General features: G+C 71.8%; 15 protein-coding genes. 5 read left to right on the forward strand and 10 right to left on the reverse strand.

Going from position 1 to position 16315, the window contains the following annotated elements:
• Nucleotides 1–18: 18 nt before the first annotated feature.
• Together SCA03_RS12650 and SCA03_RS12655 are read right to left on the reverse strand one after the other, a co-directional pair.
• Nucleotides 19–681, reverse strand: coding sequence for a potassium channel family protein (locus SCA03_RS12650; RefSeq protein WP_030876970.1), 663 nt, complete (start codon nucleotides 679–681; stop codon nucleotides 19–21).
• Between the two features lie 124 nt (nucleotides 682–805).
• Nucleotides 806–1471: a potassium channel family protein gene (locus SCA03_RS12655; RefSeq protein ID WP_086817272.1), complete on the reverse strand. Its 666-nt coding sequence runs from the start codon at nucleotides 1469–1471 to the stop codon at nucleotides 806–808.
• Nucleotides 1472–1538: 67 nt separating this feature from the next.
• Between SCA03_RS12655 and SCA03_RS12660 the strand changes: the two genes are divergently transcribed.
• Complete coding sequence (locus SCA03_RS12660; RefSeq protein WP_030876964.1) at nucleotides 1539–3650, forward strand: APC family permease; 2112 nt, start codon at nucleotides 1539–1541, stop codon at nucleotides 3648–3650.
• A 151-nt stretch (nucleotides 3651–3801) separates the two neighbouring features.
• Nucleotides 3802–5166: a class I SAM-dependent RNA methyltransferase gene (locus tag SCA03_RS12665; protein ID WP_086815575.1), complete on the forward strand. Its 1365-nt coding sequence runs from the start codon at nucleotides 3802–3804 to the stop codon at nucleotides 5164–5166.
• A 308-nt stretch (nucleotides 5167–5474) separates the two neighbouring features.
• Here SCA03_RS12665 and SCA03_RS12670 read toward each other — a convergent pair whose 3' ends face one another.
• Nucleotides 5475–6278 (reverse strand): alpha/beta fold hydrolase, encoded by an 804-nt coding sequence (locus SCA03_RS12670; protein WP_030891697.1) that lies wholly within the window; start codon nucleotides 6276–6278, stop codon nucleotides 5475–5477.
• A 71-nt stretch (nucleotides 6279–6349) separates the two neighbouring features.
• Here SCA03_RS12670 and SCA03_RS12675 point away from each other — a divergent pair, with 71 nt between their 5' ends.
• Nucleotides 6350–6712, forward strand: a complete 363-nt coding sequence (locus tag SCA03_RS12675) for a MerR family transcriptional regulator (protein WP_030891700.1) — start codon at nucleotides 6350–6352, stop codon at nucleotides 6710–6712.
• Nucleotides 6713–6987: 275 nt separating this feature from the next.
• Nucleotides 6988–8496: an FG-GAP repeat domain-containing protein gene (locus SCA03_RS12680; RefSeq protein ID WP_030876952.1), complete on the forward strand. Its 1509-nt coding sequence runs from the start codon at nucleotides 6988–6990 to the stop codon at nucleotides 8494–8496.
• A gap of 247 nt (nucleotides 8497–8743) precedes the next feature.
• Here the strand turns inward: SCA03_RS12680 and SCA03_RS12685 are convergent, their stop codons facing one another.
• Both SCA03_RS12685 and SCA03_RS12690 read right to left on the reverse strand, forming a co-directional pair.
• On the reverse strand, nucleotides 8744–9097 hold the full coding sequence (locus SCA03_RS12685) for a hypothetical protein (protein ID WP_141275373.1): 354 nt from the start codon (nucleotides 9095–9097) through the stop codon (nucleotides 8744–8746).
• A gap of 171 nt (nucleotides 9098–9268) precedes the next feature.
• Complete coding sequence (locus SCA03_RS12690) at nucleotides 9269–10738, reverse strand: purine-cytosine permease family protein (protein ID WP_086815570.1); 1470 nt, start codon at nucleotides 10736–10738, stop codon at nucleotides 9269–9271.
• Between the two features lie 187 nt (nucleotides 10739–10925).
• Between SCA03_RS12690 and SCA03_RS12695 the strand changes: the two genes are divergently transcribed.
• Nucleotides 10926–11651: a GntR family transcriptional regulator gene (locus SCA03_RS12695; RefSeq protein WP_086815571.1), complete on the forward strand. Its 726-nt coding sequence runs from the start codon at nucleotides 10926–10928 to the stop codon at nucleotides 11649–11651.
• Nucleotides 11652–11696: 45 nt separating this feature from the next.
• On the opposite strand, the gene SCA03_RS12700 is transcribed toward SCA03_RS12695, so the two are convergent.
• Genes SCA03_RS12700 through SCA03_RS12720 form a run of 5 tightly spaced genes read right to left on the reverse strand, consistent with a single transcriptional unit; the run spans nucleotide 11697 to nucleotide 16254 of the window.
• On the reverse strand, nucleotides 11697–13196 hold the full coding sequence (locus tag SCA03_RS12700) for an aldehyde dehydrogenase (RefSeq protein ID WP_086815572.1): 1500 nt from the start codon (nucleotides 13194–13196) through the stop codon (nucleotides 11697–11699).
• A complete protein-coding gene (locus tag SCA03_RS12705) occupies nucleotides 13171–13980 on the reverse strand; it encodes an alpha/beta fold hydrolase (protein WP_230988619.1) in 810 nt (269 codons plus the stop codon). The genes SCA03_RS12700 and SCA03_RS12705 overlap by 26 nt, the downstream gene beginning before the upstream one ends.
• The gene (locus tag SCA03_RS12710; protein ID WP_030876934.1) at nucleotides 13977–14528 is read right to left on the reverse strand and encodes an amino acid synthesis family protein; all 552 of its coding nucleotides are present in this window, start codon (nucleotides 14526–14528) and stop codon (nucleotides 13977–13979) included. The genes SCA03_RS12705 and SCA03_RS12710 overlap by 4 nt, the downstream gene beginning before the upstream one ends.
• Nucleotides 14525–15118 (reverse strand): amino acid synthesis family protein, encoded by a 594-nt coding sequence (locus SCA03_RS12715; protein ID WP_030876931.1) that lies wholly within the window; start codon nucleotides 15116–15118, stop codon nucleotides 14525–14527. The genes SCA03_RS12710 and SCA03_RS12715 overlap by 4 nt, the downstream gene beginning before the upstream one ends.
• On the reverse strand, nucleotides 15115–16254 hold the full coding sequence (locus tag SCA03_RS12720) for an LLM class flavin-dependent oxidoreductase (RefSeq protein ID WP_030891715.1): 1140 nt from the start codon (nucleotides 16252–16254) through the stop codon (nucleotides 15115–15117). The genes SCA03_RS12715 and SCA03_RS12720 overlap by 4 nt, the downstream gene beginning before the upstream one ends.
• Between the last annotated feature and the right edge of the window lie 61 nt (nucleotides 16255–16315).

Here is a 16315-nt window from a genome sequence, read left to right on the forward strand (position 1 = left end):
GTCGTGCGGCGAGCCGGCTCAGGAGCGCGCCGACAGCAGCTGCTCCAGCTGTTCCTCGCGGGCCGGCGCCGCCACGAACAGCAGCTCGTCCCCGGCCTCCAGCGCATCGTCCTGGTCCGGCGTCAGCACCCGGTTGCCGCGGATGATGGTGACCAGCGAGGTGTCCTCCGGCCAGCCCACGTCGCCCACCCGGGTACCGGCCAGCGGGGACTGCGGCGGCAGCGTCAGCTCCACCAGGTTCGCGTCGCCCTGTGAGAAACGCATCAGCCGCACCAGATCGCCGACGCTGACCGCCTCCTCCACGAGCGCCGACATCAGCCGCGGCGTGGAGACGGCGACATCCACCCCCCACGACTCGTTGAACAGCCATTCGTTCTTGGGGTTGTTGACCCGTGCCACCACGCGCGGCACCCCGTACTCGGTCTTGCCCAGCAGCGAGACGACGAGGTTCACCTTGTCGTCGCCGGTCGCCGCGATGACCACATGGCAGCGTTCCAGCGCCGCCTCGTCGAGCGAGGTGATCTCGCAGGCGTCGGCCAGCAGCCACTCCGCCTGCGGCACCCGCTCCACGGAGATCGCCGTCGGTGCCTTGTCGATCAGCAGCACCTCGTGACCGTTCTCCAGCAGCTCGCCCGCGATCGAACGGCCGACCGCCCCCGCTCCCGCGATCGCGACCCTCATGCCTTGTTTCCTTCGTGAGCTTCGTCGTGTGCTTCGGCTTCGTCGTGAGCTTCGCCGTGCCCGGCGCGGGCAGCGGCCCGGATGGTCGTCGCCGGACGCGGTCCGCCGGCCGCCCGCCGGCCCGTCACGCGGTGTCCTTCGGGCCGACCATGAAGACCTCCTCGACGCGCGCCACGTCCCCGCACCGCATCATCACGTGCACGAGGTCGCCGTCCTGGAGGACCGTCTGGGACGTGGGCAGCATGGCCTCGCCCAGCCGGGTGAGGAAGGCGATGCGCACACCGGCGTCCTCCTGGAGGCGGCTGACGCGCTGGCCGACCCACTTCGGCGAGACGGCGACCTCCGCGAGCTGCACGGCGCCGCTCGGATCCCGCCACAGGGTCTCCGAGCCCGACGGGAGCAGCCGGCGCAGCATCTGATCGGCGGTCCAGCGGACCGTCGCCACCGTGGGGATGCCCAGCCGCTGGTAGACCTCGGCCCGCCGCGGGTCGTAGATACGGGCCGCCACGTGCTCGATGCCGAACATCTCCCGGGCGACCCGGGCGGCAATGATGTTCGAGTTGTCACCGCTGCTGACCGCGGCGAAGGCACCGGCCTCCTCGATACCGGCCTCCCGCAGGGTGTCCCTGTCGAAGCCGATCCCCGTGACGCGGCGGCCCCCGAATCCGGAGCCGAGACGCCGGAAGGCGGTGGGGTCACGGTCGACGACCGCCACCGTATGCCCCTGTCGCTCCAGGGTCTGCGCGAGCTCCGCTCCCACTCGCCCGCAGCCCATGATCACAATGTGCACGCCCGTCCCTTCGTCCAACCAGCGGGCCGTCTCAGCATCCCATGAAGGACCGCATACGATCCTCTGCGTGTCCAGGATGACCGACGTACCGAAACGACTCCTCCTCGGGAGGGCCCTTCGCAGCGACAGACTGAGCCACACCCTGCTGCCCAAGCGGGTCGCGCTCCCCGTCTTCGCCTCGGACCCGCTCTCCTCCGTCGCCTACGCGCCGGGCGAGGTGCTGCTCGTCCTGTCGGTCGCCGGGACCTCCGCCTACCACTTCAGCCCGTGGATCGCCGGCGCCGTCGTCGTGCTGATGTTCACCGTCGTCGCCTCCTACCGGCAGAACGTGCACGCCTACCCCAGCGGCGGCGGCGACTACGAGGTGGCCACCACCAACCTCGGCCGCCGCGCGGGGCTGACGGTGGCCAGTGCGCTCCTCGTCGACTACGTCCTGACCGTGGCGGTGTCCATCTCGTCCGGGGTGGAGAACCTCGGCTCGGCCATCCCCTTCGTCGTCGAGCACAAGACGCTGTGCGCTGTCGCCGTCATCGTCCTGCTGACGCTGATGAACCTGCGGGGCGTACGCGAGTCGGGAAAGCTGTTCGCCATCCCGACCTACTGCTTCGTCGTCGGCGTCCTCGGCCTGATCGTCTGGGGGGTGGTGCGCGGCGCCCTGCTCGGCCAGGAGATGAAGGCGCCCACCGCCGACTTCCACATCCACTCCACCCAGACCGGGCTCGGCGGCATGGCGCTCGCCTTCCTGCTGCTGCGCGCGTTCTCCTCCGGCTGCGCGGCCCTCACCGGCGTCGAGGCGATCAGCAACGGCGTGCCCGCCTTCCGCAAGCCCAAGTCGCGCAACGCGGCGACCACCCTGGCCCTGATGGGCGGCATCGCCGTGACGATGTTCTGCGGCGTGATCGCGCTCGCCCTGGTCACCGACGTCAAAATGGCCGAGAACCCGGCCACGGACCTGCTGATCAACGGGCACGCCGCGGGCTCCGACTACCACCAGAACCCGGTCATCTCCCAGGTGGCCGCAGCGGTCTTCGGCGACGGCACGCTGCCGTTCCTCTTCCTCGCCGCGGCCACCGCGCTCGTCCTCTTCCTCGCCGCCAACACCGCCTACAACGGCTTCCCGCTGCTCGGCTCGATCCTCGCGCAGGACCGCTACCTGCCCCGGCAGCTGCACACCCGCGGCGACCGGCTGGCGTTCTCCAACGGCATCGTGCTGCTGGCCGGCGCCGCCGCGATACTCGTCGTGATCTACGACGCCGACTCGACGCGGCTGATCCAGCTGTACATCGTCGGCGTCTTCGTCTCCTTCACGCTGTCCCAGACGGGCATGGTCCGGCACTGGAACCGGCTGCTGACCACCGAGACGGACCCGGCCCGCCGGCGGCACATGCACCGCTCGCGGGCCATCAACGCGTTCGGGGCCTTCCTCACCGGCGTCGTGCTGGTCGTCGTCCTCATCACCAAGTTCAGCCACGGAGCCTGGGTCTCCCTGCTGGGCATGGCGCTCTTCTACGCCCTGATGACCTCGATCCGCCGGCACTACGACGGCGTCTCCGACGAGCTGTCCGCCGAGGACCCGGACGAGGCGGCCCGGGCCAGGCCCTCCGCCGTGCACTCCATCGTCCTCGTCTCCAAGATCCACAAGCCGACGCTGCGGGCGCTGCGTTACGCCCGGCTGATGCGCTCGGACACCATGGAGGCCGTCACCGTCAACGTCGACCACGCCGAGACGGAACAGCTGCGCAGGGACTGGGACGAACGCGGCATCGACATCCCGCTGACCATCCTCGACTCGCCCTACCGGGAGATCTCCCGCCCCGTCATCGACTACGTGAAGCGGCTGCGCAAGGAACAGCCGCGCGAGGTGGTGAGCGTCTTCATCCCCGAGTACGTCGTCGGGCGCTGGTACGAGCACCTGCTGCACAACCAGAGCGCGCTGCGCCTCAAGGGCCGGCTGCTGTTCACCCCCGGCGTGATGGTGACCTCCGTCCCCTACCAGCTGGAGTCCTCCGAGCTGGCCCGCCGCAGGGCCCGGCGGCGCGAGCAGTGGAACGCGCCCGGCGCCGTGCGCCGCGGCCCCGCCACCCCGCACCGCAAGGCCACCAAGGCGTCCAAGGAGAGCCGCGGCTCCGAGAAGGGGAACGGCGGACGGCCGGGGATGCCCGGACCGCGCGGCAAGTAGACTGCACCGCTGCGGCCCGTCCCCGGCGGTGGCCTCCGAGCCGGCTCCGGCGACGGAGGCGCCCGGCCAGGACACCCCACCGCACCCGCCGGCGCCCCGGCGCCCGCCCCCGCTCGCACGCCCGCACCCGTACGTCTGGAGCTACCCCGCCATGTCCGAAGCCGCTTCCGGCGCACCCTCCGAGGGCCCGGCCACCTCCACCACGGACTCCCTCGTGGGGGAGGAGTACGAGGTCGAGGTCGGGCCCGTCGCACACGGCGGGCACTGCGTCGCCCGCACGGAGGCCGGGCGGGTGCTGTTCGTGCGGCACACACTGCCCGGCGAACGCGTCGTCGCGCGGGTCACCGAGGGGCGCTCCGACTCCCGCTTCCTGCGGGCCGACGCCGTACGGATCCTGGACGCCGCCAAGGACCGCGTCGCGGCCCCCTGCCCGTTCTCCGGCCCCGGCCGCTGCGGCGGCTGCGACTGGCAGCACGTCAAGCCCGGGGCCCAGCGCCGGCTGAAGGCCGAGGTCCTCACCGAACAGCTGCACAGGCTCGCCGGTCTGACCCCCGAGGACATCCACTGGGACGGCACCGTCGAACCCGCGCCGGGCGACAAGGTCGCCCCGGGCGAGGTGCCCGCCTGGCGCACCCGCATGGGATACGCCGTCGACGAGGAGGGCCGCGTCGGACTGCGCCGGCACCGCTCCCACGAGATCGAGCCCATCGACCACTGCCCCATCGCGGCCCCCGGCATCGCCGAACTCGGCATCGAGACCCGGCAGTGGCCCGGCATCGCCACCGTCGACGCCGTCGCCGCCACCGGCTCGGCCGACCGCCAGGTCGTCCTCACCCCGCGGCCCGGCGCCCGCCTGCCGATCGTCGAACTCGACCGGCCCGTCTCGGTGCTCAGGGTCGGCGAGAAGGACGGCGCCGTACACCGTGTGCACGGCCGCGACTTCGTCCGCGAACGTGCCGACGACCGCACCTGGCGGGTCGGCGAGGGCGGCTTCTGGCAGGTGCACCCGCAGGCGGCGGAACTCCTCGTCGACGCCGTCATGCGCGGTCTGACCCCCCGCAAGGGCGAGACCGCGATCGATCTGTACTGCGGCGTCGGCCTGTTCGCCGGTGCGCTGGCCCAACGCGTGGGCGAGAAGGGCGCGGTGCTCGGCATCGAATCCGGCAAGCGGGCCGCCGCCGACGCGCGGCGCAACCTCGCGGACCTGCCCCGGGTCCGCATCGAACAGGGCAAGGTCGAACAGGTTCTGCCCCGCACCGGCATCACCGAGGCCGATCTCGTCGTCCTCGACCCCCCGCGGGCCGGCGCCGGCAAGCGCCTCGTCGAACGCGTCGCTGCCCTCGGGCCCCGCCGCATCGCCTACGTGGCCTGCGACCCCGCCGCCCTCGCCCGCGACCTCTCCTACTTCGCCACCCACAACTACCGCCCCCGCTTCGTCCGCGCCTTCGACCTGTTCCCGATGACCCATCACATGGAGTGCGTGGCGATTCTGGAGCCGGTGGGGGAGGGGGACTGACCTGGGGTTCGTCGATGTGGGAAGCGCTTGCGGAAGTTGCCGAGGACGGCCTCCACTGCCTTCACCACCTTCGACATGGTCAGCGCCCCTGTGTCGTCGACCCCGGCTGAAGGGGCGGCCGAGCGGCATCCGGCGGGCACGGCGGGCCCCGCCGTGTGGCGTGTATCGGGGGACGCCGTGCCTGCCTCTGCGACGCGGCACCCGCGTGGCCGGTCCGCGGTCGGTGGGGTGTGAGGCGGCGGTCGGTCCGAGGGCGCGGGCGGGCACAGTGATCAGCGGTCATGCCCGTCAGCCGTCGGGCCGAGCGGTCACGCCGGTACGGTGGCGAGGAACTCGCGGACGTGGCACAGCCATGTCGCGCGATCGGCCTCGCTCAAGATGTGGGCGGCGCCGGGCAGTTCGATCAGCGTGGCGTCCGGGATGCCCGCCGCCAGGCGGTGGGAGCTCTGCGGCAGCACCAGCCGGTCCCCGGTGGGCGCGATCACCAGCGTGGGTGCCGACAGCTTGCCCAGGTCTGCCCGGACATCCACACGGGAGACCAGGTCGAAGTGGTCCGGCATGCCCGGTGGTATCCCTGCAAGGGTGCGGGCCACTCCGGCTTCGAGGTCGGCGGGCTCCACGTCTGCCAGGTCCGTCGGCGACATGCACGAAAGGTGGGCGAGCCGCGCCACGTCATCCCATCGGCCCGCTGCCGCCGCGGACTTGATGAGCCGCGCCGCCAGAGCGAGGACGGGGTCCGCCACCGGGAAGCCGGCGGTGAGGACGAGCGCACGGACCCGCTCGGGATGCCGGGAGGCGATCCGGACGGCGACGGCGCAGCCGAGCGATTCACCGAGCACGGCGAACGATTCCCGTCCCGCCCCGATGGCTGCGGCGACCAGCTGATCGGCGAGGTCGTCCAGGTTCAGAGGCTCGGTCGCGACGGGGGAGCCGCCGGCTCCCGGGTAGTGGGGCCCGACGAGAGTGTGGTGCTCGGCGAGGTCGCCGAGGACGTGGCCGAAGTTGCTTGCGATGCTGCCCCCGGCACCGTGAGCGAGGAGCAGGCCGGGACCGCTGCCTCGCACCGTGACGTCCAGGGGAGGGCTGGGAAGTGAGTGATCGGGAGGCGTCATGCCGGGACGCTAAACTCCGACACCGGTGTCGGAGTCAAGTGGCACGTCGCGCTCGGGGAGGGGCGAGCGGTATGCGCATGGGGGAGATGGTCCGGCGTACGGGGGTTCACGAACGGCTGCTGCGCTACTACGAGCAGCAGGGGTTGCTCGCGCCCGAGCGGTTGCCCAGCGGGTACCGCGTCTACAGCGAGTCGGACATCGAGACGGTGCGCCGCATCCGCTGTCTGCTGGCCGCGGGGCTTTCGACCTCTCTGATCGCCGGGGTACTGCCCTGCGTCCGCGCTGACGACGGCCGTCTGGTACCCACCTGCCCGGATCTGGTCAGCCGGCTTCGGCAGGAGAGCGAGCGGATCACCCGCACCATCGAGCAGTTGCAGACATCCCGCGCGATGCTCGACACGGTCATCGCCGCCGCGCCCCACGAGAACGGGTGACGGCGAGGCCGCTGTGGCTGATCGCTGCCGCGCCGAGCCGACCGCGAAGTCGCAGTCGCGCGAGGCCCGGCCGTGAACTCCCCCCTGGAGTCCGTGAATACGGGTGGGATTCGCGTGAACTATTCATGGCCATGCCGCATCTCATCTGGTGCAGTGGATCACAGTGTCGGCCGGTGGTGTCTCGCAGGAGGGGCAACCCCGTTGCGGGACAAGGCCCTTGAGGCTGTCGGCCGCGCTGGTCATGTGTCCGTTCCGGCAGCAGGAGGAAGCAGCGTATGAGCCATGGAAGACGCCCGGCCGAGCGGGGTGGGGCGCGTCGGCGCTCCTCCTCGGCCGTCCGGTTCACGACCGCCGGGGCCGCCTTGGTGGTGGCGGCCGTCGGCGGGCTGGCCACCGGGGTGTTCGGCCTCCCGCAGAAGGCGGACGCCGCAGCGGAGCAGGGGAAGCCGCCCGCGAAGAAGGCCGACGTGGCGGAGGACATCAACGGGGACGGCTACGCGGACCTGGTCAGCGGCGCCCCCGGAGGGACCGTCAGCGGCAAGGCGAAGGCCGGATATGTGGCGGTCACCTACGGTTCGGCCGAGGGACTCGACACCGCGAACAAGCAACTGGTGAGCCGTTCGACGAGCGGCGTGCCGGGCGGCGCCACGGCCAAGCAGGGGTTCGGGGACTCCTTCAGCAGGGGCGACCTGGACGGGGACGGCTATGCCGACCTGGTCGTCGGCTCGGCGGACGCCTCGGCGGGCAGCGTCATCCTGTGGGGCTCGGCCAAGGGGCTCACCGGCGGCACGGCCGTACCCGAGTACGGCACGACGCCGCAGATCGGCGACTTCGACGGTGACGGGCAGGCCGACCTCGCCCTGCTGGGCGACCCCGGGTCCAGCGGCGACGATCCGGTCGGGCAGCCCGCGGCCCTGTGGAAGGGACCGCTGACCCGGTCCGGGACCCCCGCCAAGAAGCTCGACTTCCTGGACAAGTCCGAGTGGGACGACGAGAACAACAGCGCCACCTCGATCAGCGGTCCGTCGACGGCCCGTGGCGTGGCCGACGTCAACGGTGACGGCCGTCAGGACCTCGTCTTCTGGCGCTACGAGGGCGACGGCGTGTACAGCAGCGACGCCCTCCTCGGCAGCCCCTCCGGCTTCACGGTGTCCGCCGGTCCGGACGGCGCCGGCGGGGACATGGACGCGGGCGACGTGGACGGCGACGGCTACGACGACCTCGTGGTGGGCGGCGGCAGCGACCTGTTCGACGAGGTCACGGTCGTCTTCGGGACGAAGGACGGCCTGTCGCCCGACCGTCGGCAGACGTTCGACCAGAGCCTGGAGGGCTTCCCCGGCGAGGCGCCCTCGGACGGCGAGATGCTCGGCTCCTGCGTCTCGGTCGAGGACGTGACCGGCGACGGCCGCGCCGAGGTCGCGCTCGGCATCCGCTGGAAGAACAGCGGGGACAAGAACGACGCGGGCGCGGTCGCCCTGCTGCACGGCTCCGAGAAGGGGGTCACGGGCGAGGGCAGCCAGGTGGTGGACCAGGACACCGCGGGTGTGCCCGGAGTCGCGGAGGAACACGACGAGTTCGGCGCCGCCTGCGCCCTTCTCGACGTCGACGGTGACGGACACCGCGACCTCAACGTGTCCTCGACGGAGGAGAACGACTCCGCCGGCGCCGTGTGGTCGCTCCGTGGCACCACCAAGGGCGTCACGACGGACAAGGCCACCTCCTTCGGTCCCGGCGATCTCGACGCGCCCGTGACCGGCGCACAGTTCGGCAGCTCACTGCGCTGAACCGGCCGCTCCGGGGCGCGTTGCCCGGAGCGTGCCCGTCCCCTCCCGTGCGGCTGCCCGAACACGAGCGTGTCGGGCGGCCGTCCGGGAGGGGCCTCCTCCGGGGCGCTGTCGGGCGCCGCTGTCCGGGGCGTTGCTCACCGGGCGGCCCGTCGGGTGGTGCCGCACGGCCGCGCGACGGGTACAGGTGAGCAACGGCCGTTCCGGGAGCTGCCGCCGGAGCCGGGGGCCGGTGCCGGCCGGACCCTCACTTGACTCCGCGGAGCGGGCCGAAGTGCGAAGGGGCATCGAGCCATGCGTGGTCCTCGTGCCACTGGCACCGGGTGGCGTACACCCGGGCGAGCCCGCCGTTCAGCCGGAATTCCTTGTAGGGGAAGCCTGGTTCCGCCACGGCCCCCTCCGGCAGTCCGCCTTCCGGAACGTCCTCCTCGATGGTCAGGCCCGCCAAGCGGGCGGGCACGGACATGTGGCACACGTTGGAGAAGAGGACATCGATCCGCGTGTCCTCGTCGTTGCGAGGAGCGCTGCGCAGCAACAGCTGCGAGTAGCTGAATGTGTAGTGCCACAGTCGAAAATCCCGTTCCCAGCAGGCGATGCGCATCGCGTGCTCCTTTCCGGTGGTGCCCGCTGCCGGAGCCGGCTTCGTTCCGTGCGACATCCTTCCTGAACTCGTCGAGCACCATCCGAATCCTTCTCCGGCCCCGGCCCGAGCCGTGTGGAGCGGCACCGCGATGCCCGTCGCCGCGTCAACCGGCGCGCAATGTACGGCAGTTCATGCCTTCGAGTCGGTCAGGGGATGGTCGTCCTCGTCGGGGCGGGCTTCGTCGGTCGGGTGCGGGGTGGGGGAGCGGTGCCACAGCGGCGGCAGTCTGCGGGTGGCGAGGTGGACCAGGGCCGCGACGGCGAAGCCGACGTAGTAGGAGAGCTCTCCCCACTCGGGGTGGTCCGCGGCGACGAAGCCGGTGTAGAGGTGCGAGTTCCAGAAGGGGACCGCCGCGAGCGCCCCCGCCGCCCAGGCGACGAAGCCCCATTCGAGGACGCGGTTCCGGTCGTACAGTTCCGGGATCCGTGAGCGGTCCTTGCGGGGGCCGACGTGGTAGTCGATGAGCAGGACGGCGACGTAGGGGGCGATGAAGTAGGCGGTGAGGTTCAAGAACACCTCGAAGGAGGTGTAGATGCCGTCCGCCGCCCAGATGCTGACGCCGAGTGCGGCGAGGCAGATGAAGGTGACGCAGGTGCTGCGGCGGAAGGGGAGGCCGAGGGTCTGGAGGGAGATGGCGCCGCCGTAGACGTTGAGGAAGTTCTGCGAGAAGGACGACAGCAGGATGGCGAGCATCGCGGGCACGGCCCAGGGGCCGGTGAGGTCCTTGAGCGCGGCGATGGGGTCGGTGGAGTCGGAGGCGCCGGCGAGGACGGCGCCGGTGATGCCGAGCCAGGTGAGGGTGAGGAAGTTGCCGAGCGCGGTGAGCAGGCCGGCGCGGCGGCTGATGCCGGGCGTGGAGGGCAGGTAGCGGGAGTAGTCGGAGGCGAAGGGGAGCCAGGCGATGAGGAAGGCCAGGAAGTGCCCGGCGAGGGTGATCCATCCGCCGACGGGGCCGTGGTATCCGGAGGCCGAGGGGTCGGCGGCGAGGAAGGAGCTTCCCCGTCGTAGGGCGACGACCGTGACCAGCACGAAGAGGGCGAGCAGTACGAAGGTGAGGATCCGCTCCAGGTAGTGGATCATGTTGTAGCCGAAGACGGCGACGGTCAGTTGCAGCCCGGCCAGCAGCACGGCGCAGACCCAGAAGGGTATGCCGATCAGTACGCCGAGGGCCTTGCCGCCCAGGATGATGGTGACGGCGGCCCAGCCGACGCCGGCGAAGACGTTGATGTAGGCCACCGGCACCAGGTTGCCGACGAACCCCAGCGGGCCCCGCGCCTGCATCTGCTGGGGCACGCCGAGGTGGACGCCCATCCGGGAGAGCACGCCCATGGCCGTCGCGCCCACGAGCGCGCCGACGACGATGGCGGAGACGGCGGCTCCCATGGACAGCCCGAGGGAGGCCGCGCTGAAGCCGAGCAGCATGATGGGGAAGTTCAGGCCGGCGGCGAACCAGATGAAGAACTGGGAACTGGGCTTTCCGTGCCGCTCGGCGTCGGGGATGTGGTCGATGCCGTACGGCTCGACCTGGGCGATGTTGTCCCGGTAGCCGTGGTCGTGCGGCTGTACCGGCCCGGGGGGACGCCCCGTTGCGTTGCTCATGTGCAGCTCCCTGGAGAAGGCGCGTACTTGGATGGTGTTGCATGCCAGTACGTGGTGGAGTGCGACTGGATGGTCGTGCGGAGAAGAGCGGGGAGTGGCTGGAAAGTTGGGGGTCGACGGCCACCTGTGCGGGGCTGGTGATCAGTCGCCTTGACGGGGATGGAGGCGTTCTCTAGCTTGTTGTGCCATGCCTGATACATCAGCGGCCAGGTCGGCGATCCGTCAGCAGTCCCTGTCGGGCACCAGCGCCCGGAGCCGGGTGATCAGCGAACTGCGCGGGCGGATCATCTCGGGGGAGCTGGCCCCGGGGACCAGCCTCTCGGAGATCGTGCTCTCGGAAGCCTTCGGAGTGAGCCGGACCCCGGTGCGCGAGGCGCTCAAGCAGCTTCAGACCGAGGGGCTGGTCGACATCCGGCCGAGGGTGGGCACGTTCGTGTCCGCGCCCTCCCGCAGGGAGATCACCGAGCTGTTCCAGATGAAGGAACTGCTGGAAGGCGCCGCCGCCCGGCTCCTGGCACAGCGCGGACGGGTGGTGGAACTCGAACAGCTGGAGGAGAACCTGCTCCGTGCCGATGAGGCCGTGCGGAAGGGCGGCCAGGACCGGTACGCCGAGCTGGTCCACGAGTTCCACGACCTGATCATGCGAGGGGCCGACAACGCGAAGCTCGCGGACCACTACCAGACGCTGATGAATCAGCTCGCCTACCACCGGCTCGTGCACACGTCGCTGTCCCAGCCGGGGCGCGCGACCCGTTCGGAGTCGGAGCACCACCATGTGCTGGAACTGATCCGCGCCAAGGACGGTGACGGGGCGGAGCGTGTGATGCGCGAGCATGTGAGGGCCAGTTACCGGGCGTTGATGGACAGCCTGGATCGGCAGGCGTCCACGGACGCTCCGGCGGGCGGGGCGTGAGGAGGGCCGGCCGCCGGCCGCGGACGGCCCGTCGGCCCCGTGCCGTCACGAGCGCAGGACGAACGGGTCGTCGGCCGGGCCCTCGTCGGTGTTGATCCACACGCTCTTCAGCCGTGTGTACTCGTCCATGGCCTCGGTGCCGTGCTCGATGCCCATGCCGCTGGACTTGAAGCCGGAGCGCGGCGACATGGGGGACATCGAGCGGTAGGTGTTGACCCACACCGTCCCGGCGTCCAGGCGCGCGGAGACCCGGTGGGCACGTGCCAGGTCGCGCGTCCACACCCCGGCGGCGAGCCCGTACTCGGTGCCGTTGGCCAGGGCGACCAGTTCGTCCTCGGTGTCGAAGGGCATGACGGCCACCACGGGGCCGAAGATCTCTTCCTGGCACAGCCGCATGGTGTTGGCCGCGTCGACGAAGACCGTCGGCCGGTAGTAGAAACCGTCGGCCAGCCCGGACCCCGCGTCGGGCCGTTGCTCGCCGGTGACGATCCGTGCCCCCTCGGACCGCCCGAGCCGGACGTACTCCTCGACCCGGTCGCGCTGGCTCTCGATCGCCAGCGGGCCCAGCTGCGTTCCGGGGTCCAGAGGGTCTCCGAGCCGGAGGGACCGGGCCTTGTCCGCGACCCGCTCGACCACCTCGTCGTAGACGGCACGGTGGGCGAAGACGCGGCTGCCCGCCACGCAGGTCTGGCCCGCGGCGGCGAAGACACCGGCCACGACGCCGGTGGCGGCGTCGGCCACGTTCGCGTCGTCGAAAACGATGTTGGGGGATTTGCCGCCCAGTTCCAGGGTGGTGCGCACGAACCGGGAGGCGCAGCTCGCCGCGATGCGCGAGCCGGTCGCCGTGCTGCCGGTGAAGGACACCTTGGCGACCCGCGGATCCTCGGTGAGCGGCCCGCCGATCTCGTCGCCGTAGCCGGTGACGACGTTGACGACGCCGGGCGGGAAGCCGGCCTTCTCGAAGAGCGGTACCAGGCCCAGGAGGGAGGCGCTGGTGTGCTCGGACGGCTTGACGACGACGGTGTTGCCCGCCGCGAGCGCGGGAGCGATCTTGGTGGCCGTCAGCAGCAGCGGCGAGTTCCACGGGGTGATGGCGACCACGACCCCCAGGGGTTCGCGCACCGTGTAGTTGAGGATCTCGCGCCGTGCCGCGGGGACGGTCTGCCCGTGCGGCTTGTCGGCCAGCCCCGCGTAGAAGTGGAAGTACTCGGGCAGGCTGGCGAGTTGGGCGCGCATCTCGGTCAGCAGTTTGCCGTTGTCGAGGGTCTCGGTGCGGGCCAGCTCCTCGGCGTGCTCGCCGATCAGCTCGGCCACGCGGCGCAGGAGGGCCCCGCGGCGCGGCTGGGGCAGGTCGCGCCAGGCGGGATCGGAGAACGCTGCCGCGGCGGCTTCGACGGCGCGGCGTGCGTCCTCGGCGTCGCCCCGCGCGGTCTCGTACCAGACCGCGCCGGTCGCGGGGTTGACGCTGGGCAGATACGTCCCCGCGGCGGGCGGCACCCAGGAACCGGCGATGTAGTGGTCATGACGCGGCAGCGGTGCCGTCACGTTCCACCTCCGTGATGTGTCGGATGATCTCGTTCGTCAGGGCTTCGGGAGCTTCCAGCGGCAGCAGATGACGGGCGCCCTCGATCAGGGCGTACCGGGCCCCGGGCACGGCGTCCGCCAGCCGCCGGGTCATCAGCGGTGTGGAGCCGGGGTCCTCGCTGCCGGTGACGGCCAGGGTGGGCGCGGCGACGGCCCCCAGCCGCGGCCACAGCTCGGCGTCGGCGCGGGCGAACACCTCGTAGCACGCGAGGTAGGAGGCGCGGTCCTGGCCGAGGAGCGTCGCGCGCACGCTGTCGGCCAGCTGCGGTTCCTCCGCACGCCACCGCGGGGCGAACCAGCGCTCGACGGCGGCGTCGGCGGCGGCGGTGAAGTCCTCCCGGGCGGTGTGCAGCCGGCGGAGCACCGACTCCCGCTCCCGCGCCGAGCGCCGGGCCACGGAGCTGACCAGCGTCAGCGAGGCCACCGCCGACGGCTCCCGCAGGGCGACCGCGGCGGCGACCAGCGCCCCGAGCGAGAAGCCGACCAGGTGCGCGGGGCGTTCGCTCACCTTCAGGACGTCGTCGGCCAGCTCGGTGAGGCCGAGCCCCGGGGCCGCCGCCGGTGAGGCGCCGTGGCCGCGCAGATCGACCGCGCGGACCCGGTGCCGGGCGGCGAGCGCGGGCCGGCACCGGTCCCACATCCGCCGGTCGAGCCCGACGCCGTGCAGGAGCACCACGGGTGTGCCGTGGCCCGAGTCCTCGTGGGCGAGGGCGCCCGGGGGCTGTCCGGCCGGTCCGCCGTTCACTGCTCGGTCGCCAGCGGGGCGAGACGTGCCTGCGGCCGGCCCTGGCCCGCCGCCGCCAGCGCGATCACGATCTCGCCCGCGCGGGGCGCGTCGGGGATGCGTACCTCCACGCTCTGGTGGTGGGAGCGGACGGTCGCGTCGGTGATGTGCTTGAGCGGGATGTCGAACACGGTCCCCGCCGGGGCCACCTTCTCCAGCGCCGGCAGCAGTGTCGTCGCAGAGGCCGCTTCCCGGAAGTGGTCACCGAACTTCAGGGTGTGGATGAGACCCGAGCCGTGTTCGACCTCGCCGTCGAGACCGACGACGGCCGCCTTGCCGTACGCCTCGACCGGCCGGCCGAGCGCCTTGACGACCAACGGGGCCAGCAGCGCGCCCAGTCGGGGCGCGGTCTCGTCGATGCCGGCCGACAGGTCCCGTACGAAGCCCTGCCCGGCCCACGGATTGTCGATGACCGCCGCCACCACGGCGGTGCGGGCGGCCGGGGAGACGGTCTCGCCGCCCTCGGTGTGGATCTCGTCGACCAGGGTGACGGTCTTGCGCAGCTTCATCGGGTTCCTTCCAGGGTCTCCAGGGTGACGGCGGGGTCGGTGCTGCGGTCGCCGATCCGGGCGTTGGGGCGCGGCCCGGTGGCGGCCGCCGCGGTGATCACCAGCTCGTCCGGGCGGGGCCCGTCGGGCACGCGGATCTGCGTGGCGGAGTAGTGGGAGCGGGTCGCCGCCTCCGTCTTGTGCCACACGGGCACGGTCGCGGTCGTGCCCGCGACGGCGCGCTCCTCGCTGAACGCGATGATCGACGTGCCGTGCAGCAGCTCGCGCAGGACGTTCCCGAAGTACGGCGTGTGGATCAGCGCGTCCCCGTGCTCGGCCTCGCCGTCCAGCCCCACCAGCGCCGCCTTGCCGAAGGAGGCGATGGCGTCGGCGCCGCCCAGCACGGCCGTCAGCCGGTCGGCGATCTCCCGGGCCAGCACCGGCGCCAGCTTCTCGGCCTCGGGCCGCAGGTCGGCCACGACGCCCCGGCCGGCCCAGGGGTTGCGTACGGCGACGGCCACCGCGCCACGGCGGACCGGTGTGTGCACGGCCGCCCCCAGCTCCAGGGAGAGTTCTTCGCAGGAGGTGACCACCCGCCGGATGGGGCTCACGGGCGGTCCCCCTCGCCGGAGAAGCGCGGGAGGACGTGTTCGGAGAAGAGCTCCAGGCTGCGCATCGCATGCTTGTGCGGCAGCCCGGGGTGTGTCGTCCAGAGCATGAGATGCTCCAGGCCCACCTCGTCCCGCAGTTGCTCGATCTTGCCGGCCACGTGCTCGGGCGTGCCCACCAGCAGATTGCGGTCGTCGAGGAAGTCGAAGCTCAGCTCGTGCTGCGGGCCCAGCTCCTCACCGGCCTCCATCAGGTTCGACAGCCCGCGCCAGTGGGTCACCCACCGGTAGGTCTGCATCAGGGCGTGTTCGAACTCGGCGCGGGCCTGCTCCATCGTGTCGGCCACGTACACGTCGCGGACCAGCGCGAGCCCTTCCCCGGGCGCGTACGGGCGGCCGGCGGCCTCCGACGCGGTGCGCCGGTACAGCGCGAACCGGTCCTTGAGCGCGGAGACCGGCGGCAGCCAGAAGATGCCCTGGATGCCCTGCCGCGCCGACGACTCGATGGACCGGGGCGAGTCGACGACCTGCCACAGCGGCGGGTGCGGGCGCTGGTACGGCTGGGGCACGACCTTGAGCTTCTCGATCTCGCCGTCGCGGACGAACTCCGGTGACGCCGGGGAGAGGGGGTGGTCCCACCGGACGCCGGGCGCGGGGAAGTCGAAGAAGCGGCCGTGGTGCTCGAAGAACTCCCCGGACCACGCCTTGCGCATGACCTCCAACGTCTCTTCGAACAGCGCCCGGTTCTGCTCCTGGTCGCGCGGGTCGGCCGCGGGGTTGAGGTTCACCGCCTCCCGCCCGTACAGGCCGCGTCCGACGCCGATCTCCACCCGGCCGCCGGAGAGCTGGTCCAGCAGGGCCAGATCCTCGGCCAGCCGCAGCGGATGCCAGAAGGTCACGATGCTGGCCGCCTGGCCGATCCGCAGACGCTCGGTGCGGGCGGCGATGTCGGCGCCCATCAGCACCGGATTGGGCGTCAGTTCCTGGCCCTCGTGGCCGAAGTGGTGCTCGGTGTACCAGGCCGACCAGAAGCCCGCCTGCTCCGCGGCGACGGCGTACTCCCGTGCCTCCCGCATCAGACGGTGGTAGTCGCCCAACTGCCCCGGAGCGCCGAGCGCGTGAAAGATCGAAAAACGCATAACTGCCTCTCGTCATGCAGGGAAATCCGTCTCTTGCATGCAAGGGAAACGTAGGCAGGCC

Origin of the sequence: Streptomyces cacaoi (assembly GCF_006539165.1) — a bacterium.
Classification (GTDB): Bacteria; Actinomycetota; Actinomycetes; order Streptomycetales; family Streptomycetaceae; genus Streptomyces; species Streptomyces cacaoi.

Bases quoted from the DNA above. Each gene is read 5' to 3' on its own strand.
- SCA03_RS12650 (WP_030876970.1), bottom strand. From the start codon at position 681: ATGAGGGTCGCGATCGCGGGAGCGGGGGCGGTCGGCCGTTCGATCGCG.
- SCA03_RS12665 (WP_086815575.1), top strand. From the start codon at position 3,802: ATGTCCGAAGCCGCTTCCGGCGCACCCTCCGAGGGCCCGGCCACCTCC.
- SCA03_RS12670 (WP_030891697.1), bottom strand. From the start codon at position 6,278: ATGACGCCTCCCGATCACTCACTTCCCAGCCCTCCCCTGGACGTCACG.
- SCA03_RS12675 (WP_030891700.1), top strand. From the start codon at position 6,350: ATGCGCATGGGGGAGATGGTCCGGCGTACGGGGGTTCACGAACGGCTG.
- SCA03_RS12680 (WP_030876952.1), top strand. From the start codon at position 6,988: ATGAGCCATGGAAGACGCCCGGCCGAGCGGGGTGGGGCGCGTCGGCGC.
- SCA03_RS12685 (WP_141275373.1), bottom strand. From the start codon at position 9,097: ATGCGCATCGCCTGCTGGGAACGGGATTTTCGACTGTGGCACTACACA.
- SCA03_RS12690 (WP_086815570.1), bottom strand. From the start codon at position 10,738: ATGAGCAACGCAACGGGGCGTCCCCCCGGGCCGGTACAGCCGCACGAC.
- SCA03_RS12695 (WP_086815571.1), top strand. From the start codon at position 10,926: ATGCCTGATACATCAGCGGCCAGGTCGGCGATCCGTCAGCAGTCCCTG.
- SCA03_RS12710 (WP_030876934.1), bottom strand. From the start codon at position 14,528: ATGAAGCTGCGCAAGACCGTCACCCTGGTCGACGAGATCCACACCGAG.
- SCA03_RS12720 (WP_030891715.1), bottom strand. From the start codon at position 16,254: ATGCGTTTTTCGATCTTTCACGCGCTCGGCGCTCCGGGGCAGTTGGGC.